Here is a 15,274-nt window from a genome sequence, read left to right as displayed (position 1 = left end):
ATTTTAGTGATCTTTTTATTTTTTTTCTTTTGATAAAAGAGAGCTGGCAGGTGTCTTAGGCGCCCCTCCGGTAGGTTCCCAATTCGCAACAGCCGCTAATTCCTCAATAACATCCTTTTTTAACTTACCATTTTTCTTATTGTGTAAATCATATTGATCAGCATTCTGTTGCAACCATTTTGCAAGCGTTCCTTTAACAGTTTTACCACCCTCAACCTCACTCACCGCTTCCCATGCCGCAACAATAGCAGCAAGCTTTGGAGCATAACGTGGATGCGTTGGATCTTGAAACGCATATTTTTGATCCTTAACGTCACGAGAATCATCCTCAGGGAAAAAAACTTTAGGTCTCTTACCACGCAATAAAAGCCATTTCCTCAAATCATCTAGGGAAACAGAAGAATATTCAGCAATAGGATCGTTCAAATGCCCCACCCGAAAACCACTAAGATAGTACCATTCTACCCTTAATTTTCCCTCTTTTGCTTCTCTTACTATGTCACTATAAACAGCTCGGAACAAAGCAATTTTATCAAACGGTACTCGCTTCTCTCCTTCACTACACAGAGATTATACTCCCCTCACATTGCGCACTTATCACACTTTTTAATAATCCCACAACCACACCCTTCCTTGTGATACACAAGAAAATGATTTGAATTGCTTCAATATAAGAAGTTTTGAAGTGAGAGGAAACCTACTAAACTTTGGGCTTTCATGCAAGATATCAGGCAAGTTACAAGGCGATAAATGCCCCTTCATAAAGCATAAATTTTTATGCGTGATCAAACAATTTGATATGATAATGTCTCTCTCATTTATGCACTCCCCCCCCTAAACCTGTATGCACTCCCCCCCTTAAACCTGCCCCTGAAATTGCAGCACAAAAGATAATTCGTTACACGCTAACAAATCCACCTAAATGCAAAAGCTGTAACAACGCTAAATGCGCGTAAATATCATAAGAATACTGGCTTACACCTCCACAAGCAGAATGAGTGGCGTAAAACTGTACAATTAAATGCCATACCCATAATAAACCGTGCTAAAGATTGTCGCAACACTGGGAGCTAAGGTGTATGATGATGCCGGCTTGCTCTTTTATGAAGCGTAAAGATTAAGAAGACTCAATAGAGTTTATATTATTTCATGGAAATTTTGTCGCTCTACCCTTCTATACTCTTCACAGGGGTCCCCTCGCGAAATGGGCTTTTGTCCCTTGAAAAAGGTCTCCTTTAAAAGAATCATCTCAAATTCCAAGAGCTGTTACAGTCTTTTGAACGCATAAAATGAATGATGACGCCAAGCCTATTTCTTTCCCTACATTCTCGAGCATCAATACATTGAAACACTTCATTCAAACGCCCCTTTAGCAAAATAAAGCACATTGTCTCTTAATTTTTTCACGCAATCATTTCTTTCATGTGACCATACTTCTTGATAAATCTCCTTTGCTTTCTTGACTTCCCAGCACTCTTTTTTCTCAGTGCAACCTTTTTGCAATTTTTCAGTTTTTAACTTTTAGATTGACTTTTGGTTTATTTTTCTTATGGTTTAGAACTATTCTAAAGTGCAGAGGGACAGAAAATGTTGAGATCGTTTTTTTCATTTGTACAACGTAAAGCTCTGTTCTTTCGTTCAGCACAAAAAATGATGCTTCAAGCGCTCAAAGTAAAAGAGCAGCATGCAGCGCTCTATTTGAAATATGCAAAAGCTCTAGAATCTTATTCCTCTAAGGAAGCGGCGGTTTTTACCGCCATGGGGCTTCAAGAGCTTGAAAATTATAAGGAACTTTTGTGCCTTACTTGCCATAATCGTGCAAACACTATCGGTTCATTATGTGACCGAACTTCTCTTGTAAAAAGCAAGAGTAGCCATCCCTCTAAAAAAACAACAGTGGCCAATAACACCGTAAAAAAACCTTCGAAAACGCAAAGACAAACACTTTTGACTTGGATTCAACCAGGTCTTGCAGGATTAATGGATGGCTCTGTCTCTACCCTTGCCCCCATTTTTGCAGCAGCTTTTGCCACAGGAGACACGCATCAAACTTTTTTGATAGGGCTCTCAGCTTCAATTGGTGCAGGACTTTCGATGGGTTTCACAGAAGCAGCCCACGATGACGGTAAATTATCAGGGCGTGGTTCGCCATTAAAAAGAGGTCTTGCCAGCGGCATTATGACAACATTAGGGGGGTTGGGCCATACTCTTCCCTATTTGATCAACTCTTTTTATGTAGCGACAGTTATTGCATTTATCATTGTTTTTTTCGAACTAGGCGCAATCGTCTGGATCCAAAACAAATTCATGTCAACTCCCTTTTGGCGCGCTTCTTTACAGGTCATCATTGGTGGTGCTCTGGTTTTTGCCACGGGTATTCTTATCGGTAGTATCTAAAAAATCTTATCTGTAAACATAATTTAGATCTCAAATAAGCGCATGTCCCTAGGTATAAGCCATCATTGATGATGCCATTATTGAAAAATACCATTAATGGTGTCAGATGGTGTTTTGGAATATTCTAGATCAGCAAGCTCTGGGGACAACCTATATCAACAAACCTTTATCGACTTGGTTTTATGGATATCTTTTGTTAAAGTACCATTTCTTTCTAGACCTCATATTTTGGAAATACCTTGATCATGTCGCACTCTGAAACCAACACCCCTCTAAACAATCACCCTGTCTCTTCTCAATCTTCACATGCCCTGACTTTATTTGTTCAGCGTCTTGCACACGGACAAGGTTTAGAACTTCCTCACTACGCAACGGCTGGTTCTGCGGGTCTTGATCTACGTGCAGCAATTGGAGAAGAAGAAACGCTTGTTCTTGCCCCTGGGCAGCGGGCACTTATTCCAACAGGTCTCATTTTTCATTTATCACGTGGGCTTGAAGCACAAATACGTCCACGCTCTGGCTTAGCCTTAAAACACGGCATCACATGCCTCAACACTCCAGGAACAATTGATAGTGATTACCGTGGTGAAGTCAAAGTCCTTCTTATCAATTTAGGACAAGAAGACTTTTCTATCCAACGAGGAATGCGCATTGCCCAAACAGTCATCGCTCCCGTATCCCAAGTCAATGTTTGCGCCATTGAACCAGAGCAAAATACCCAAAGCCATAACGAGAGCCGTGGAACAGGAGGTTTTGGTTCAACGGGGCATACTTAAGAAGCTCTGAAAAAATCGCTACTCTCAAAATATAACACTCGCAACCACTCTTTCACTGGAAGTCCTTTGGGCTTTTAAAGTGTAGAAGGAGTGTGCATGTGCCTTCAAAGTTTTTTACTAAACGGAACCTCTAAACAATCATCCTTACTCTTCCTCTGTCTCTTCTCAATCTTCACATGCCCTGACTTTATTTGTTCAGCGTCTTGCGCTTGGGACAAGGAAACTTCTTCACTACGCAACGACTGGTTCTGCCGGTCTTGGATTTACAAACAGCAATTGGTAAAGAAGAAACGCTTGTTCTTGCCCTTGGGCAAGCGGGCACTTATTCCAACAGATCTCATTTTTCATTTATCACGGGGGGCTTGAAGCACGCATCCATCCACACTCTGACTTAGCCTTAAAACACGCCATCACATGCCTCAACACTCCAAGAACGATTGAGTGTGATTATCCGAAAGTGAAGTCAAAGTCCTTCTTATAAATTTAGGCCAAGAAGACTTTTCTATCCAACGGGGAATGCGCATTGCCCAAACAGTCATCGCCCCCGTATCCCAAGTCAATGTTTGTGCCATTGAACCAGAGCAAAATACCCAAAACCATAACGAGAGCCGTGGAACAGGAGGTTTTGGTTCAACGGAGCATACTTAAGAAGCTCTGAAAAAATCGCTACTCTCAAAATATAACACTCGCAACCACTCTTTCACTTAAAACCCCTTAGGCTTTTAAAGTGCAGAAGGAGTGCGCATTTGCTCTCAAAGTTTTTTACTAAACGCACCTCTAAACAATCATCTCTCAATTACGTTTCTTGCGCTATACAAAACTTCGTTATCACCGGACACCCCTCCCCCATAACAAAAACATTGGCATTAATCATTGAGAGCCCACATACCGCTTGTAATGTCCACAGTCTATACATCATATTGATTTATAATAATTAATTATCTTGCAACTTAAATGAGAAAACTCAATACTGTAAGATTTTTTCATTGCAAATCTATTTATATTACATCAATCAAAAGCATGTCTCTCACGTTCCAAATGTGGCTGGCATGTAGATAAAAACTGGAAAAATACCTATAATGAATACTTGTACTAAGTACTGTCACAACATGGGGAGAAAATATAAATACTATAATGGTGCTCGCTTGCTTTTTTGTTAAGCATAAAGATAGTGAGGTTCAATAGATTTTTTATTATTTTACGGGGGCTTTACCGTTATACCATTTATGAACACCGTCGCAAAAAGGGCTTTAAGATGTATTAAGACACACAACAATCGCGCCTGCTGTTTTTCTTGATCGTACCTCTTGAGGCAAGATTAGTAGAGCTTAATCCTACACAACCGATTCAATATATGAACCCCATGCGCAATATCAACCCCATGCGTATTTGGTTTAATAAATCCACGAAAGAACCCTCTATCAATTTCACTCTACGATTTTGAGTCATATGCTTTGCTTCCTACAACAAAGGCTGTTTTTTATCACTGGTCAGAAGCAGCTCCTGAAATATTAGCGTTTACCGCAGTGCCCGTTGTTACGGCATCCACATGCCCCACAACGTTACCACCCGCTCCATCAACAGTAGCGTCCGCTACCCCTGTGGTTTTATTATTGATCACACCTTTTGAGGTAAGATTGGTAGAGTTTTGCAATCCTACAAGACCGATTTTATTATATCCAGCCATGCGTATTTGATTTAATAAATCGATGACAGCACCATAATCAATTTCGCTATCGGCTTTGATTAAAATTTTTGTCTCTAAATTTTGCGTAGTTTCCCTCAACAAAGCTTCTCTCAAAGCTGCTTGTTCTACAAGATGATCACCAATGTAAAGAGAACGATCTTTTTGCAAAGTAACATAAAGAGGTTCATCAGACTGAACCACTGAAGGTACTTGAGTTATAGAAGGAAGCTGAACGGGAATGACAGATGTTGCCAAAGGTGCAGCAACCATAAAAACAATAAGCAACACCAATATAACATCAATAAAAGGGGTCACATTGATTTCGCTTTGCAACCCACTCTCATCTGTATCCCTATCATTATTAAGGCTTGCTTTCATTTTTTATGACTTTTCTGTTGTCTTTGTCTATCAAGTTCACGGCTCAAGAGCCTTTCAAGAGCCGCAGCGATATCGCCTAAATCATTGCGATAACCATTCAAAGCACGCATAAGGCTATTATACATAACAACGGCGGGGATAGCTACAAAAAGCCCAATAGCTGTTGCGAATAAGGCTTCAGCAATCCCAGGAGCAACCACATCAAGTCGCGTTGTTTGAGACTGAGCAATCCCAATAAAAGAATTCATAATGCCCCAAACAGTTGCAAAAAGACCAACAAAGGGAGCAATTGCGCCAATGGTTGCAAGAACAGTGCTTCCACATGCAACACGGCGTGTAGCAGCCAACAAGCAGCGTGACAAAAGCGAATGAACCCTTTCTTTTAAACCTTCATGAACATCGCGAACCTTAACATCGCGAACATCGCGGGAAACATCTTCATATTGATTGCTCTCCTCATAAAAGAGAATGTCTTCAAGCGTTTGTGCACTTTCCCTTGCACCGGTTCTTTCCCCAGAGCTTTTATTTATCCCTTCAGGAGCAGAAAAATGAACCTGTTGTGTAGAAAGATACACCTCTTTAAGAACTTCTTTGAGAAAAAACACACCAGCCCCTTTGCTTTCTTTCAAGCTAGCTGCCAAACGTGTAAGAGTCTGAGCATTAAGAACCAATTGAAGTTCATGACGTACTCTTCGTTTTGCCAAAGTGATCTCAATAATTTTCACAAAAGCAATTGTCCAAGACATAAGAGAAGCAAGTAACAAAATAATGATAACGGCTTTCACCACCCAATCAGCAGCCATAAACATAGAAAAAGGAGAAAAATCATGCGCTGTCAATACAGCAGACATATTATCTAAAGGTACTGTTTCAGATTCCATTTCTATCTCACATTCTTATGGTCTTATCTTTTTTATGAGCTGGATCGTCACCCCGCACAGCATCGCTGTTCCACAATGCCACTACCCTTTTAACGTCATTTTCGCATTCCTCTTAAGAAAGAAAACTTGATAAATCAAGTATAGTTTTATTCCACAAGCTCTCTCTTATTCTAAAGAAATCACTCAAGAAATTTGTCTCTAACAATTCAACAAGTTGATCTTAGCCAATCAATTTATTACATAAATTTGGCAAAATGATAGACTCGCAAGGAGTATTGCATATAATATTTTAATTTATAAGAATAATTTATCATCGTTTCTGTTGAATGAATCCCTCATATCGCAAAGCTTCTCTCATTTCAGCAGCTCTTTTAAACCCAACAAAATATTTACTTGCAGAGAATAAGCAGCAAAAATATCATAAAACTCTTGAAGAAAAGGATATGCACATCTCTAACAACCAGTGCACTGAAGTACCACCTATCCCAAAATAAAAATATACCTTACATTTTTAAAAAAGAACTATCGCAATATCTTAAACTGACCACAAGTATAATGGGAGTGCTCGTTTAGCCCCCAAATACATAGAGAGCAACGAACAACAATATTATTTTCTTGTTCTTCTGCAAAAGCATAAAAATGACATTACTTCTGCCGCAAAAGCGCAACAACCATGTTTTTTATCTGTCACAAACCTAAAAAATAAGCCTCAACACGCTTTTAAAAAACTATTATAAGAACTGCGCCACAAGAAACTAAAGAATGGTGCTAACTTCCTGCAAAAGCATAAGACAATTTTCAACGGATGCAATCCTTTACGGGTATTGCCTATCGCATAGGAAAGATTTATTTTATCAAAAACAGTTTTAAATTCGACAAAATGAAAGGAACCAAAAAAAACTTTTGGCGTTACTCAACCAGTGAAAATTTTCACTCCAATGCAAATGATCACTATGAACACACCAATACAAATATAATAAATCAAGAGAGGGAAAGAATATCATGGCTCAGAACAAAACAACACAGCACAATAAAACAGCCGTAGAAGAAAAAGACCTACAAGGACAATTAGAAAAGTTACGCACTGAAATTTCAGGGATTACCTCAACCCTGACAGATCTTAGTGCAAACAAATTTAACGCCGCCAAAGACAAAGCGGAAAAACTATATCATTCAGCGAAAGAAAGTGGTGAAGACATGATGTCTCAAGCAAAAGACAAAATCAGTGATCTTGAACAAACCATGAATCAATGCGTTCGCAAAAATCCTGGCAAAAGCGTTTTGTTTGCCGCAGGGGTTGGTTTTATTCTTTCTCAATTACTGCGTCGTTAAGCAATGCATAAGTTTATCGCTCCTCTTTTAAACCATCTTGTCGGTGGAGGGCTTAAAAGCACTGTCAAGCAAGTACGCCTTCAAGCAATTTGCTATGGGTTTATTGGCATTTCATTCTTCATGTCTTTGCTTTTTTTATGTATCATCGTTTTTATTGCGTTATGTTCTGTTATGAAGCCTCTTGCCGCTGCGAGTATCATGTTTTTAATTTGTCTTTCTCTTGCAGGATTAGGTCTTATCATCAGTCGGGTTTTCAAGGCTTATCAACGCTATGACCAACAAAAAAAGACAGAAGAACAACGCCAAAAACTAATGACAGATGCAACCGTTTCCAGCCTTGCAGCTCTCAGTCAACATTTCCCTTTTGCCAAATTGAGAGTTCCCATTCTCGGACTTGTAACTTATTTTTTGTGGAAAAAAGGTAAAAAAGACCGCTTTTCAAAGTAAAATATGTAAAGCTGTCACTCTAATCCCCCAATGTGCTTTCTTTTATAGCAAAAGAAAGCACATCTTTTCTTATAGTCTCTTTAGCTTCTTCAAGTGCCTGAAAGGAAATCCCTTTCATTTTCGCTAAAAATTCCATGGATCCGATTAAATCTCTTTCAGATTGCAATCCATGTTTCATGAACATAGCAACATGAGGCAATGCTTGCATTAAAAATTCTGGTTTGATTTGAAGCAATGTAGTATTTTTTGAAGATAGAGATAGTTCGTTTCTGCTTTTCTCTATTTTTTCATAAGCCTTTTTTTCATGACCGAAGGTCACGTCATCGATTTGAATGTGTTCATATTTTTCTGAACACTCATGTTTGTTACAATGACTATTCTGTTTAGGGGAAGGAAACGCGCTCTTACATAGCGCTGTAGTAAACAACCTATATGCATACACGAGCTTTAAACACAACAATTTTTACTGAAGAGAGTTGTCCACCAAGGACTGTGTGGACTATGATTAACTTTTACCTGATAAAGTTCGTAGTGGAATATTGTCTTGATTTTTAAATAGCGCTTGAGAGGACGCTTTATCAATAATGGTCAATAGGATTATAGCTCCCGTGATCTCTTCGCCAATCTTCTGGTTGTTGAAATTTGCTCGACCATAAGCCATTTTGTGCTTTTTGAGCAGCAGATTGTAGAGTTTTATAGTCTGCTGGAGATGGAAAATTATGCTGATCTTTTGTTAACACCATTAACCCTTCTGCAAGCCCCAAACGTGCCAGATCAACCCCATCCACAAAACATTGTGCATAATGAACCTGTTGAATGACACGTGCTTGCCGACAAGTAACCTTTTTATCGATTGTTTTTGAGACAAGCCAAGCAGTAACAAAAGCACCACATGGCCACTTAACTCCGTTGCGTGAGGCAAATTGCCTCATTTCACAGCTTTCCACACCATATAAGCGGATATCACGGATAATCTTTTTTCTCCATCCATCATCCACAAGCGTAATCATTTTAAAGGTCACACCACTTGTAACCTGTATAGCACCTGAATAAACCGGCACATTTTCTTCATAAAATTGTGATGACAATGGTTCTGGATGCAATACCACATCTTGTTGGTTTGCATAATCTATCAATTGTGACTTCGGCTTTTGAACAAGGTTTTCTATTGTCTTTTCTGGCACTTTAAAAAAAGAAGATTGCATAAGTTTTTCAGTATGTTGACTGAAATAAAAGTATCCCAAAATAATAATATAAATTAAGAAAAGATATTTAGGCGATGCTTTAAGATATTTTAAAAGTATCATTTTGAATATTAGTATATTTTTTGTTTATTAATTAAGAAAAGATTAAATATTGTTAATTTATCGATAGAAAAATTTATTTTTTTCATTTATATGATTCCTGATTAATATTTTGAATATTAATCTTATTATCAACTTAAACATAAAGCGGGGAAATTTTCATGAAAAACATGAATAATTTGTTCATTAATGAACATACCTTACCAAAAACTACTCTATCCAACACACAAAAGAAATGGTTAACAGCAGCATTGATGCTGTTTATTGCCTTCATCGCACTGAGTGAGCCAGCATTTGCCGCAGGTGACTTTGGAAAAGTTGAAACTGCTCTTGATAAATTAGTCAAAGCTTTAACAGGAAACATTGCAAAATCGATTGCAACCATTGCGGTTGCTGGTATTGGGCTTGCATGGATTGCTGGTTATGTTGAAATGCGTAAAGCTTTCTTTGTTTGTGTTGGCATCGGCATTGTTTTTGGTGCACCACAAATCGCATCAATGTTTATGTCTTAATTCGCTTGACTCTAGCCTTTCAAAGCCATGAAAGAGCACGACAAGCTAACAGAAGATACGTTATTTCTTGCTTGCACACGCCCTGCAATGATTGCGGGCGTGACGGTGGAAGCTATGGGCTTAAATGCGATAGGAACGATGATGTTGTTCATTATGACAGGCAATATTTTTCTTATCACCTTTGGTGTGACGACGCATTTCATATTCAAGGAAATCCTAAAGCATGACCATAACAAATTTCGTATTCTTCTGACATGGCAAAAGACATCTATTTTTGCCAGAAATTCGAGTCTATGGGGTGGGGGAAGTATTTCTCCATTACGATTAATTCGTAATTATGAGGAATTATAATGAATAGAACAGAGCGCAAACGTGAAAAGCAGCCAGAGGCGATCATTCCTTACGTGCGCCATGTCAATAAACACATCATTGCGCTGGATTCACGCGCTCTCATGAGCGTTATTAAACTTGAAGGGATTAACTTTGAGACAGCGGATATTATTGATCTGAATGTGCTTCACGAACAGCTCAATAATCTGTTTAAAAACATAGCGGATGAACGGATAGCGCTTTATAGCCATATTATCAGAAAGCGTGAAACTGTTTATCCGGATGGGACTTTCAGATCGGCATTTGCCAAGCAATTAGATGATAAATATCGCGAGCGGATGGTTTCACAGGAGCTTTATCGCAATGATCTTTATCTTTCAATTTTGTGGAATCCACACGTTGATCAAACGGATAAATTAGTGGAGTTTTTCAAACGTTTAGGCAAAGCCAAGCAAGAAAAGACAGAAGTTGATGCAGAGTCCGTTCGCAAGCTTGAAGATATTACAACAGATCTTATTCAAAATTTAGAGCGCTATGGTGCAAAAAGACTAAGCCTTTATGAACATGAAGGTAATATTTATTCGCAGCAAAGTGAGTTTATCCACCAATTGGTGGGAGGTCGTCGTGAACGTATCCCCCTCACGTGGGGGACGATAGCTTCAACTGTTTATTCAGACCGTCTCATTTTTGGGAAAGAGATCATAGAAATACGCTATGAGGCGGAACAGCGGTTTGCGGGCATGTTTGGTTGGAAAGAATATCCAGCAAAAACCAGGGTAGGCATGGCGGATGGTTTGCTCACGCTTCCCTTTGAGTTTATTTTCACCCAATCTTTTGTTTTCAAGAGCAAAAACATTGCCAAGCAGATTATGGGGCGCAAACAAAACCAAATGGTCAATGCAGGCGACCGTGCGGGCTCACAAATTATGGAACTTGATGATGCGCTTGATGATCTTGAATCCAATCGTTTTGTTTTAGGGGAGCATCATTTATCATTGGCAGTTTTTGCTGATACGCCACAAGAGTTAGCGGATAATCTTGCCAAAGCGCGTTCTCGTCTTACAGATGGTGGAGCTGTGATTGCGCGGGAAGATTTAGGATTAGCCGCTGCTTGGTGGGCACAATTGCCTGGCAATTATGCTTATCGCACCCGCTCTGGTGCGATAACAAGCCGCAACTATGCAGCGCTTTCCCCTTTTCATTCTTTTCCGGTTGGAAAAATAGATGGCAATGTGTGGGGACCAGCGGTAGCCTTGATGAAAACCTCTGCTGGTTCACCGTTTTATTTTAACTTTCACTTTGGTGATTTAGGTAATACGTTTGTTTGTGGTCCCTCTGGTTCTGGGAAAACGGTTATTGTCAATTTTCTTTTAGCACAACTTCAAAAGCATGATCCCAATATGGTCTTTTTTGACAAAGATCGGGGTGCAGAACTTTTTGTCAGAGCGGGTGGCGGCACTTATATGCCCTTGAAGAATGGTAGACCGACAGGCATAGCACCGCTAAAAGGCTTAGACTATAACAATCCAGCAGATAGAGTTTTTTTACGCCAATGGATTATAAAGCTTGTTTCATCTGAAGATCAAAAGATCAGTGAATCAGAAAGACAAGATATTACGGCGGCTGTTGAGCAGCTTGCCTTGTTGCCAAAAGAACAACGGACGATCTCTGCCTTACAAATGTTTTTTGACACCACGCATAGGGAGGGGATATCGGGTCGTTTAGAAAGATGGTGTAAAGGCAATGCCTTAGGGTGGGTTTTTGACAATCCTGATGACGACATTGGCATTGATGCAAAATTTATTGGTTATGACATGACGGATTTTTTAGACAATGATGAAATTCGTCCACCTTTAATGATGTATCTTTTTCATAGAATTCTATCTCTGATTGATGGACGTCGTATTATCATTGTCATTGATGAGTTTTGGAAAGCCTTAGAGGATGATTCCTTTAAAGCCTTTGCGCAAGACAGGCTGAAAACTATTCGTAAACAAAATGGTTTGATGTTGTTTGCGACACAATCTCCCAAAGATGCGATCAATTCGACCATTGCTCACACCATTATAGAGCAATGCCCCACACAGATTTATTTTCCCAATCAAAAGGGCAATCATGGGGATTATGTAGAAGGTTTTAAATTATCGGACAGAGAATTTAACCTGATACAATCAGAATTAAGCCGTGAGTCACGGCGTTTTCTCATCAAACAAGGGCAAAGTTCAGTTGTAGCAGAACTGAATTTACGCGGCTTTGATGATGAAATAGCCATTTTAAGTGGCACCACCAAGAATATTGAACTCCTAGAGACCATTATGGATGAAGTTGGACAATCTCCAGAAAAATGGCTTCCTATTTTTCAAGAAAGGTCAAAACAATGAAAAAACTTTTATTGGCAACAGCCCTTTACGCAGCTTCATTTGGCTTTCAAACAAATGCATTCGCACAAATGCCTACATTCGATTTACAATCTTTTACGCAAGGGGGAAAGCAACTTGAACAATTGAAGCAACAAGTTGATAAAGCAAAACAGCAAGTTCAACAAGGTGCACAACAGCTTGAGCAATTAAAGAGCCAACTCGATCAAGCGAAACAATTATATAACTCCTTGAATGTCAAGCCTGACATCTCGGGATTGAAAGACATGTTTAACAAGCAAGGGAGCAGTGGCGCCCTCCCTTCTGACTTTAACCACTTTCAACAATCGATGGGCAGCGGTGGCGGTGGCGGCGGCGGTGGCGGCAGCAAAAACACGCAAAAATGGCAAGAAGAACTTAAATACAAAGAGCCCGCGGGGGGTGCAGGATCAAAAGAGGCAGTAGATGCTTTTTACGCACAGGAAGTGAAAAAAGCCGAACAGAACACGGTAGGACAAGCAGCCAAAGGCCAAGACGTCTACGAAGAAGCCAGTGAAACACAAAAAACCATTAACAAGCTCCTTGACGAACTTGGAAGTACTGAAGATGCGGGTAAAATTCAAGGCATTCAAGCACAATTATCAGCGATACAAGCAAAACTCCAAACACAAGTTCTCCAAATGCAAGCCGCCGCGATGATTCAACAAGCGGAATACAAAGCTGCCGAACAACGAGCTTACGAAGAATTTGCAGCGCGATATGCAGATTATGCCAAAAAACTGCGTGGTCAATAAACGAGAAAAAAGAGGGGCTTGAACATGAACAAGATCATCATAACAACATTGCTACTTTGCACAGGGCTCATCACAGCTGGTTGTGAAAAGACTTATAGCGTCGCAGAATTTAAAAAAGATAAAAAATTGATGGAAGAGTGGGATGCTAGATGTGGATTCGCAGGAACTTCAAAGAATTGTGAAAACATGCGGTTAGCATTTTTAGAACTTGATAAGGAACGTCAGGCACAAGCAGCAGAAAGAGAGCGTCAAGCGGAAGAGAACAATCGCAAAAGAGATGAAGAATTTATGGCTAAACAAAAAGCTTGGATTGAAAAAATGGAAGCTAATACTAAAAAAAAATTAGCAGAACAAAGAGCAAAACGACGTGCTGAAGAAGAACGAAGAGAAAAAGAACGGGCGGCAGAAGAACAAAATAACCATTAAGACATAATGAAGAGCGGAGCATCTCAATGGCAGTAGAAACCAACGGTGTATTTACCGAAATAGACAATATGTTAATGGAGCCCCTTACAGGGAAAATGGGTAGCACCATTACACATCGCTATTGCGCTTTAGCTGCTCAACTTAAAGAACCTTACAGACTATACAATAGATTTATGGCAAGATTATGTCGCTGCCCTAGATTTATCATCACTGGTTATAAAAAACCAGAACACAAGCAGAATTTAAAGATTGTGCTCAAACCTCAAAAACTGAAAGAAAGAAGGGGAAATATTGATGAATAAAGTTCTCATAACAACATTGCTACTTTGCACAGGGCTCATCACAGCTGGATGTGAAAAAACCTATAGCGTCGCAGAATTTAAAAAAGATAAAAAATTGATGGGAGAGTGGAATGCTAAATGTGGATTCGCAGGAACTTCAAAAAATTGTGAAAACCTAAGATTAGCACAACTTGAACTTCAAAAGGAATATGAAGCAAAAGCTGAAGAGAGAATTAGGGAACACAACGAAAACATGCGTAAAGCGCAGGAAGAATTTGAAGCCGAAATGCGAGCTGAACATGAAAGAAGGCAAGCCGAAATAGCAAAAAAAGAAGCTGAACTAGAAAAATGGAAAGCTGAAGAAAAAGCAAAAGAACAAGCCGAAAGAGAAGCAGAAGAACGCGCTAAAGCTAAACAGAACAACGATAATAATTGAATCAGAAATAATCGTATTTGCAAAAATTAGATAGAATGGACGTGCAATGGCATTCGAAAAAATAAATTTCTTTACCACGGCAGAAAATATGTTAACGAATCCTATTATGGAAATAATGACTGACTCCATTAAAAACCTTTCATTGGGTTTAAGTGTTCCGCTTAAAGCATCTTGTACAATCTACATTATATTTATAGGGTACAATATCATCTCAGGGCGCTCTTCTATGCCCTTATGGGAATTTATAACGACAGCTTTCAAACTTGGCATCATTGTTTCGCTTGCCACTAATGCTGCTCTTTATAATGAGTGGGTCGGTAATATATTTTTTGAGGCTCTGCCTAATGCCATTGCACACGCCACACAAGGTACAATACACTCAGATAAAAATATATGGGACGATATGTTAAACAAAGCTGTTGCACATGTTTTTGATGAAGCAAAATCTGCATCATGGCTTGCATTGGGTGCGTATCTTGTTGCTTGGATAGTTGGTTTTGCCTGTTACGTGATTGCTGCTGTTTTTTGCATAATTGGTTTTTACGTCACAATGTTTGCTAAGCTGGGTTTATTTCTCGTCTTATCAGTAGGACCGCTCTTCATAAGCCTCTATATATTTTCCTCAACAAGGCGTTTTACAGAGGCATGGTTAGGACAAGTTGCAAACTTCATCATACTTCAGATATTAGTCATCTTGCTTGGTGGTATGTATATCAAACTTGCACTGAAAATCTTTACAACAAACATTGTAGATATCATGTTTTCCTATGGCGCATTTATGGTGGTTGGCCTTGGTGGTATTTTTCTTTTCTTCAATTTACCTGGCATGGCTTCCGCTTTAGCCTCTGGGGGTGCATCCCTTACAGGCTCAGGAGGAGCTAAAACGATAACGAATGGTGTAAAAAAATTAGCATCACTATTAGCAAAGGCCTAAGT

17 protein-coding genes and 1 pseudogene are annotated in these 15,274 nt (G+C 39.4%); 13 read left to right on the top strand and 5 right to left on the bottom strand.

The genetic code is table 11. The features are described 5' to 3' along the window. Positions 1 to 15: 15 nt before the first annotated feature. On the bottom strand, positions 16 to 522 hold the full coding sequence (locus ACFIK8_RS01840) for a hypothetical protein (RefSeq protein WP_375668899.1): 507 nt from the start codon (positions 520 to 522) through the stop codon (positions 16 to 18). 1,065 nt (positions 523 to 1,587) lie between these two features. On the opposite strand from ACFIK8_RS01840, the gene ACFIK8_RS01835 reads away from it, so the two are divergent. From ACFIK8_RS01835 to dut (ACFIK8_RS01825), 3 genes and pseudogenes are all read left to right on the top strand, one after another. Further along, positions 1,588 to 2,397: a VIT1/CCC1 transporter family protein gene (locus tag ACFIK8_RS01835; RefSeq protein WP_375635564.1), complete on the top strand. Its 810-nt coding sequence runs from the start codon at positions 1,588 to 1,590 to the stop codon at positions 2,395 to 2,397. A 245-nt stretch (positions 2,398 to 2,642) separates the two neighbouring features. Continuing rightward, complete coding sequence (gene dut, locus ACFIK8_RS01830; RefSeq protein WP_375635563.1) at positions 2,643 to 3,173, top strand: dUTP diphosphatase; 531 nt, start codon at positions 2,643 to 2,645, stop codon at positions 3,171 to 3,173. 181 nt (positions 3,174 to 3,354) lie between these two features. Then, positions 3,355 to 3,821, top strand: a pseudogene (gene dut, locus ACFIK8_RS01825) (dUTP diphosphatase). An 835-nt stretch (positions 3,822 to 4,656) separates the two neighbouring features. On the opposite strand, the gene ACFIK8_RS01820 reads toward dut (ACFIK8_RS01825), so the two are convergent. Then, positions 4,657 to 5,238: a biopolymer transporter ExbD gene (locus ACFIK8_RS01820; RefSeq protein ID WP_375668898.1), complete on the bottom strand. Its 582-nt coding sequence runs from the start codon at positions 5,236 to 5,238 to the stop codon at positions 4,657 to 4,659. Then, positions 5,235 to 6,119 (bottom strand): MotA/TolQ/ExbB proton channel family protein, encoded by an 885-nt coding sequence (locus tag ACFIK8_RS01815; protein WP_375635561.1) that lies wholly within the window; start codon positions 6,117 to 6,119, stop codon positions 5,235 to 5,237. The genes ACFIK8_RS01820 and ACFIK8_RS01815 overlap by 4 nt, the downstream gene beginning before the upstream one ends. Before the next feature lie 1,002 nt (positions 6,120 to 7,121). On the opposite strand from ACFIK8_RS01815, the gene ACFIK8_RS01810 reads away from it, so the two are divergent. After that, a complete protein-coding gene (locus ACFIK8_RS01810; RefSeq protein ID WP_375668897.1) occupies positions 7,122 to 7,451 on the top strand; it encodes a YqjD family protein in 330 nt (109 codons plus the stop codon). Positions 7,452 to 7,454: 3 nt separating this feature from the next. Beyond that, complete coding sequence (locus tag ACFIK8_RS01805; protein ID WP_375635560.1) at positions 7,455 to 7,898, top strand: hypothetical protein; 444 nt, start codon at positions 7,455 to 7,457, stop codon at positions 7,896 to 7,898. 19 nt (positions 7,899 to 7,917) lie between these two features. On the opposite strand, the gene ACFIK8_RS01800 is transcribed toward ACFIK8_RS01805, so the two are convergent. Next, positions 7,918 to 8,325 carry a hypothetical protein gene (locus tag ACFIK8_RS01800; protein ID WP_375668896.1) on the bottom strand — a complete coding sequence of 136 codons (408 nt, stop codon included), beginning with the start codon at positions 8,323 to 8,325 and terminating at the stop codon, positions 7,918 to 7,920. Positions 8,326 to 8,476: 151 nt separating this feature from the next. Next, positions 8,477 to 9,205, bottom strand: a complete 729-nt coding sequence (locus tag ACFIK8_RS01795) for a nuclease (RefSeq protein ID WP_375668895.1) — start codon at positions 9,203 to 9,205, stop codon at positions 8,477 to 8,479. Between the two features lie 158 nt (positions 9,206 to 9,363). Between ACFIK8_RS01795 and ACFIK8_RS01790 the strand changes: the two genes are divergently transcribed. From ACFIK8_RS01790 to ACFIK8_RS01755, 8 genes are read left to right on the top strand one after another with little or no spacing between them, the layout of a single operon-like run. Further along, positions 9,364 to 9,714, top strand: a complete 351-nt coding sequence (locus ACFIK8_RS01790) for a TrbC/VirB2 family protein (protein WP_375635557.1) — start codon at positions 9,364 to 9,366, stop codon at positions 9,712 to 9,714. A 27-nt stretch (positions 9,715 to 9,741) separates the two neighbouring features. Beyond that, positions 9,742 to 10,065 (top strand): type IV secretion system protein VirB3, encoded by a 324-nt coding sequence (locus ACFIK8_RS01785; RefSeq protein WP_375644477.1) that lies wholly within the window; start codon positions 9,742 to 9,744, stop codon positions 10,063 to 10,065. Next, positions 10,065 to 12,425 carry a VirB4 family type IV secretion/conjugal transfer ATPase gene (locus ACFIK8_RS01780; protein ID WP_375644476.1) on the top strand — a complete coding sequence of 787 codons (2,361 nt, stop codon included), beginning with the start codon at positions 10,065 to 10,067 and terminating at the stop codon, positions 12,423 to 12,425. Before ACFIK8_RS01785 ends, ACFIK8_RS01780 begins: the two co-directional genes overlap by 1 nt. Further along, a complete protein-coding gene (locus ACFIK8_RS01775; RefSeq protein ID WP_375668894.1) occupies positions 12,422 to 13,195 on the top strand; it encodes a type IV secretion system protein in 774 nt (257 codons plus the stop codon). The genes ACFIK8_RS01780 and ACFIK8_RS01775 overlap by 4 nt, the downstream gene beginning before the upstream one ends. Positions 13,196 to 13,219: 24 nt before the next feature. After that, a complete protein-coding gene (locus tag ACFIK8_RS01770) occupies positions 13,220 to 13,621 on the top strand; it encodes an EexN family lipoprotein (protein ID WP_375668893.1) in 402 nt (133 codons plus the stop codon). A 26-nt stretch (positions 13,622 to 13,647) separates the two neighbouring features. Further along, complete coding sequence (locus ACFIK8_RS01765; protein ID WP_375668892.1) at positions 13,648 to 13,923, top strand: hypothetical protein; 276 nt, start codon at positions 13,648 to 13,650, stop codon at positions 13,921 to 13,923. Further along, the gene (locus ACFIK8_RS01760) at positions 13,916 to 14,338 is read left to right on the top strand and encodes an EexN family lipoprotein (protein ID WP_375615852.1); all 423 of its coding nucleotides are present in this window, start codon (positions 13,916 to 13,918) and stop codon (positions 14,336 to 14,338) included. The genes ACFIK8_RS01765 and ACFIK8_RS01760 overlap by 8 nt, the downstream gene beginning before the upstream one ends. 46 nt (positions 14,339 to 14,384) lie before the next feature. Continuing rightward, positions 14,385 to 15,272, top strand: a complete 888-nt coding sequence (locus tag ACFIK8_RS01755) for a type IV secretion system protein (RefSeq protein ID WP_375668891.1) — start codon at positions 14,385 to 14,387, stop codon at positions 15,270 to 15,272. Positions 15,273 to 15,274: the final 2 nt, after the last annotated feature.

It is taken from the genome of Bartonella sp. MR168JLCBS (genome assembly GCF_042194175.1).
The sequence above is the reverse complement of the archived record's forward strand: the minus strand, read 5'-3'. Positions and strand labels throughout refer to the sequence as shown.

What these genes read in the sequence shown, in the direction of transcription:
- ACFIK8_RS01835 (WP_375635564.1), top strand. Translation starts at nt 1,588, where the DNA reads ATGTTGAGATCGTTTTTTTCATTTGTACAACGTAAAGCTCTGTTCTTT.
- ACFIK8_RS01810 (WP_375668897.1), top strand. Translation starts at nt 7,122, where the DNA reads ATGGCTCAGAACAAAACAACACAGCACAATAAAACAGCCGTAGAAGAA.
- ACFIK8_RS01780 (WP_375644476.1), top strand. Translation starts at nt 10,065, where the DNA reads ATGAATAGAACAGAGCGCAAACGTGAAAAGCAGCCAGAGGCGATCATT.
- ACFIK8_RS01795 (WP_375668895.1), bottom strand. Translation starts at nt 9,205, where the DNA reads ATGATACTTTTAAAATATCTTAAAGCATCGCCTAAATATCTTTTCTTA.
- ACFIK8_RS01755 (WP_375668891.1), top strand. Translation starts at nt 14,385, where the DNA reads ATGGCATTCGAAAAAATAAATTTCTTTACCACGGCAGAAAATATGTTA.
- ACFIK8_RS01770 (WP_375668893.1), top strand. Translation starts at nt 13,220, where the DNA reads ATGAACAAGATCATCATAACAACATTGCTACTTTGCACAGGGCTCATC.
- dut (WP_375635563.1), top strand. Translation starts at nt 2,643, where the DNA reads ATGTCGCACTCTGAAACCAACACCCCTCTAAACAATCACCCTGTCTCT.
- ACFIK8_RS01790 (WP_375635557.1), top strand. Translation starts at nt 9,364, where the DNA reads ATGAAAAACATGAATAATTTGTTCATTAATGAACATACCTTACCAAAA.
- ACFIK8_RS01760 (WP_375615852.1), top strand. Translation starts at nt 13,916, where the DNA reads ATGAATAAAGTTCTCATAACAACATTGCTACTTTGCACAGGGCTCATC.
- ACFIK8_RS01765 (WP_375668892.1), top strand. Translation starts at nt 13,648, where the DNA reads ATGGCAGTAGAAACCAACGGTGTATTTACCGAAATAGACAATATGTTA.
- ACFIK8_RS01820 (WP_375668898.1), bottom strand. Translation starts at nt 5,238, where the DNA reads ATGAAAGCAAGCCTTAATAATGATAGGGATACAGATGAGAGTGGGTTG.
- ACFIK8_RS01785 (WP_375644477.1), top strand. Translation starts at nt 9,742, where the DNA reads ATGAAAGAGCACGACAAGCTAACAGAAGATACGTTATTTCTTGCTTGC.
- ACFIK8_RS01805 (WP_375635560.1), top strand. Translation starts at nt 7,455, where the DNA reads ATGCATAAGTTTATCGCTCCTCTTTTAAACCATCTTGTCGGTGGAGGG.
- ACFIK8_RS01775 (WP_375668894.1), top strand. Translation starts at nt 12,422, where the DNA reads ATGAAAAAACTTTTATTGGCAACAGCCCTTTACGCAGCTTCATTTGGC.
- ACFIK8_RS01815 (WP_375635561.1), bottom strand. Translation starts at nt 6,119, where the DNA reads ATGGAATCTGAAACAGTACCTTTAGATAATATGTCTGCTGTATTGACA.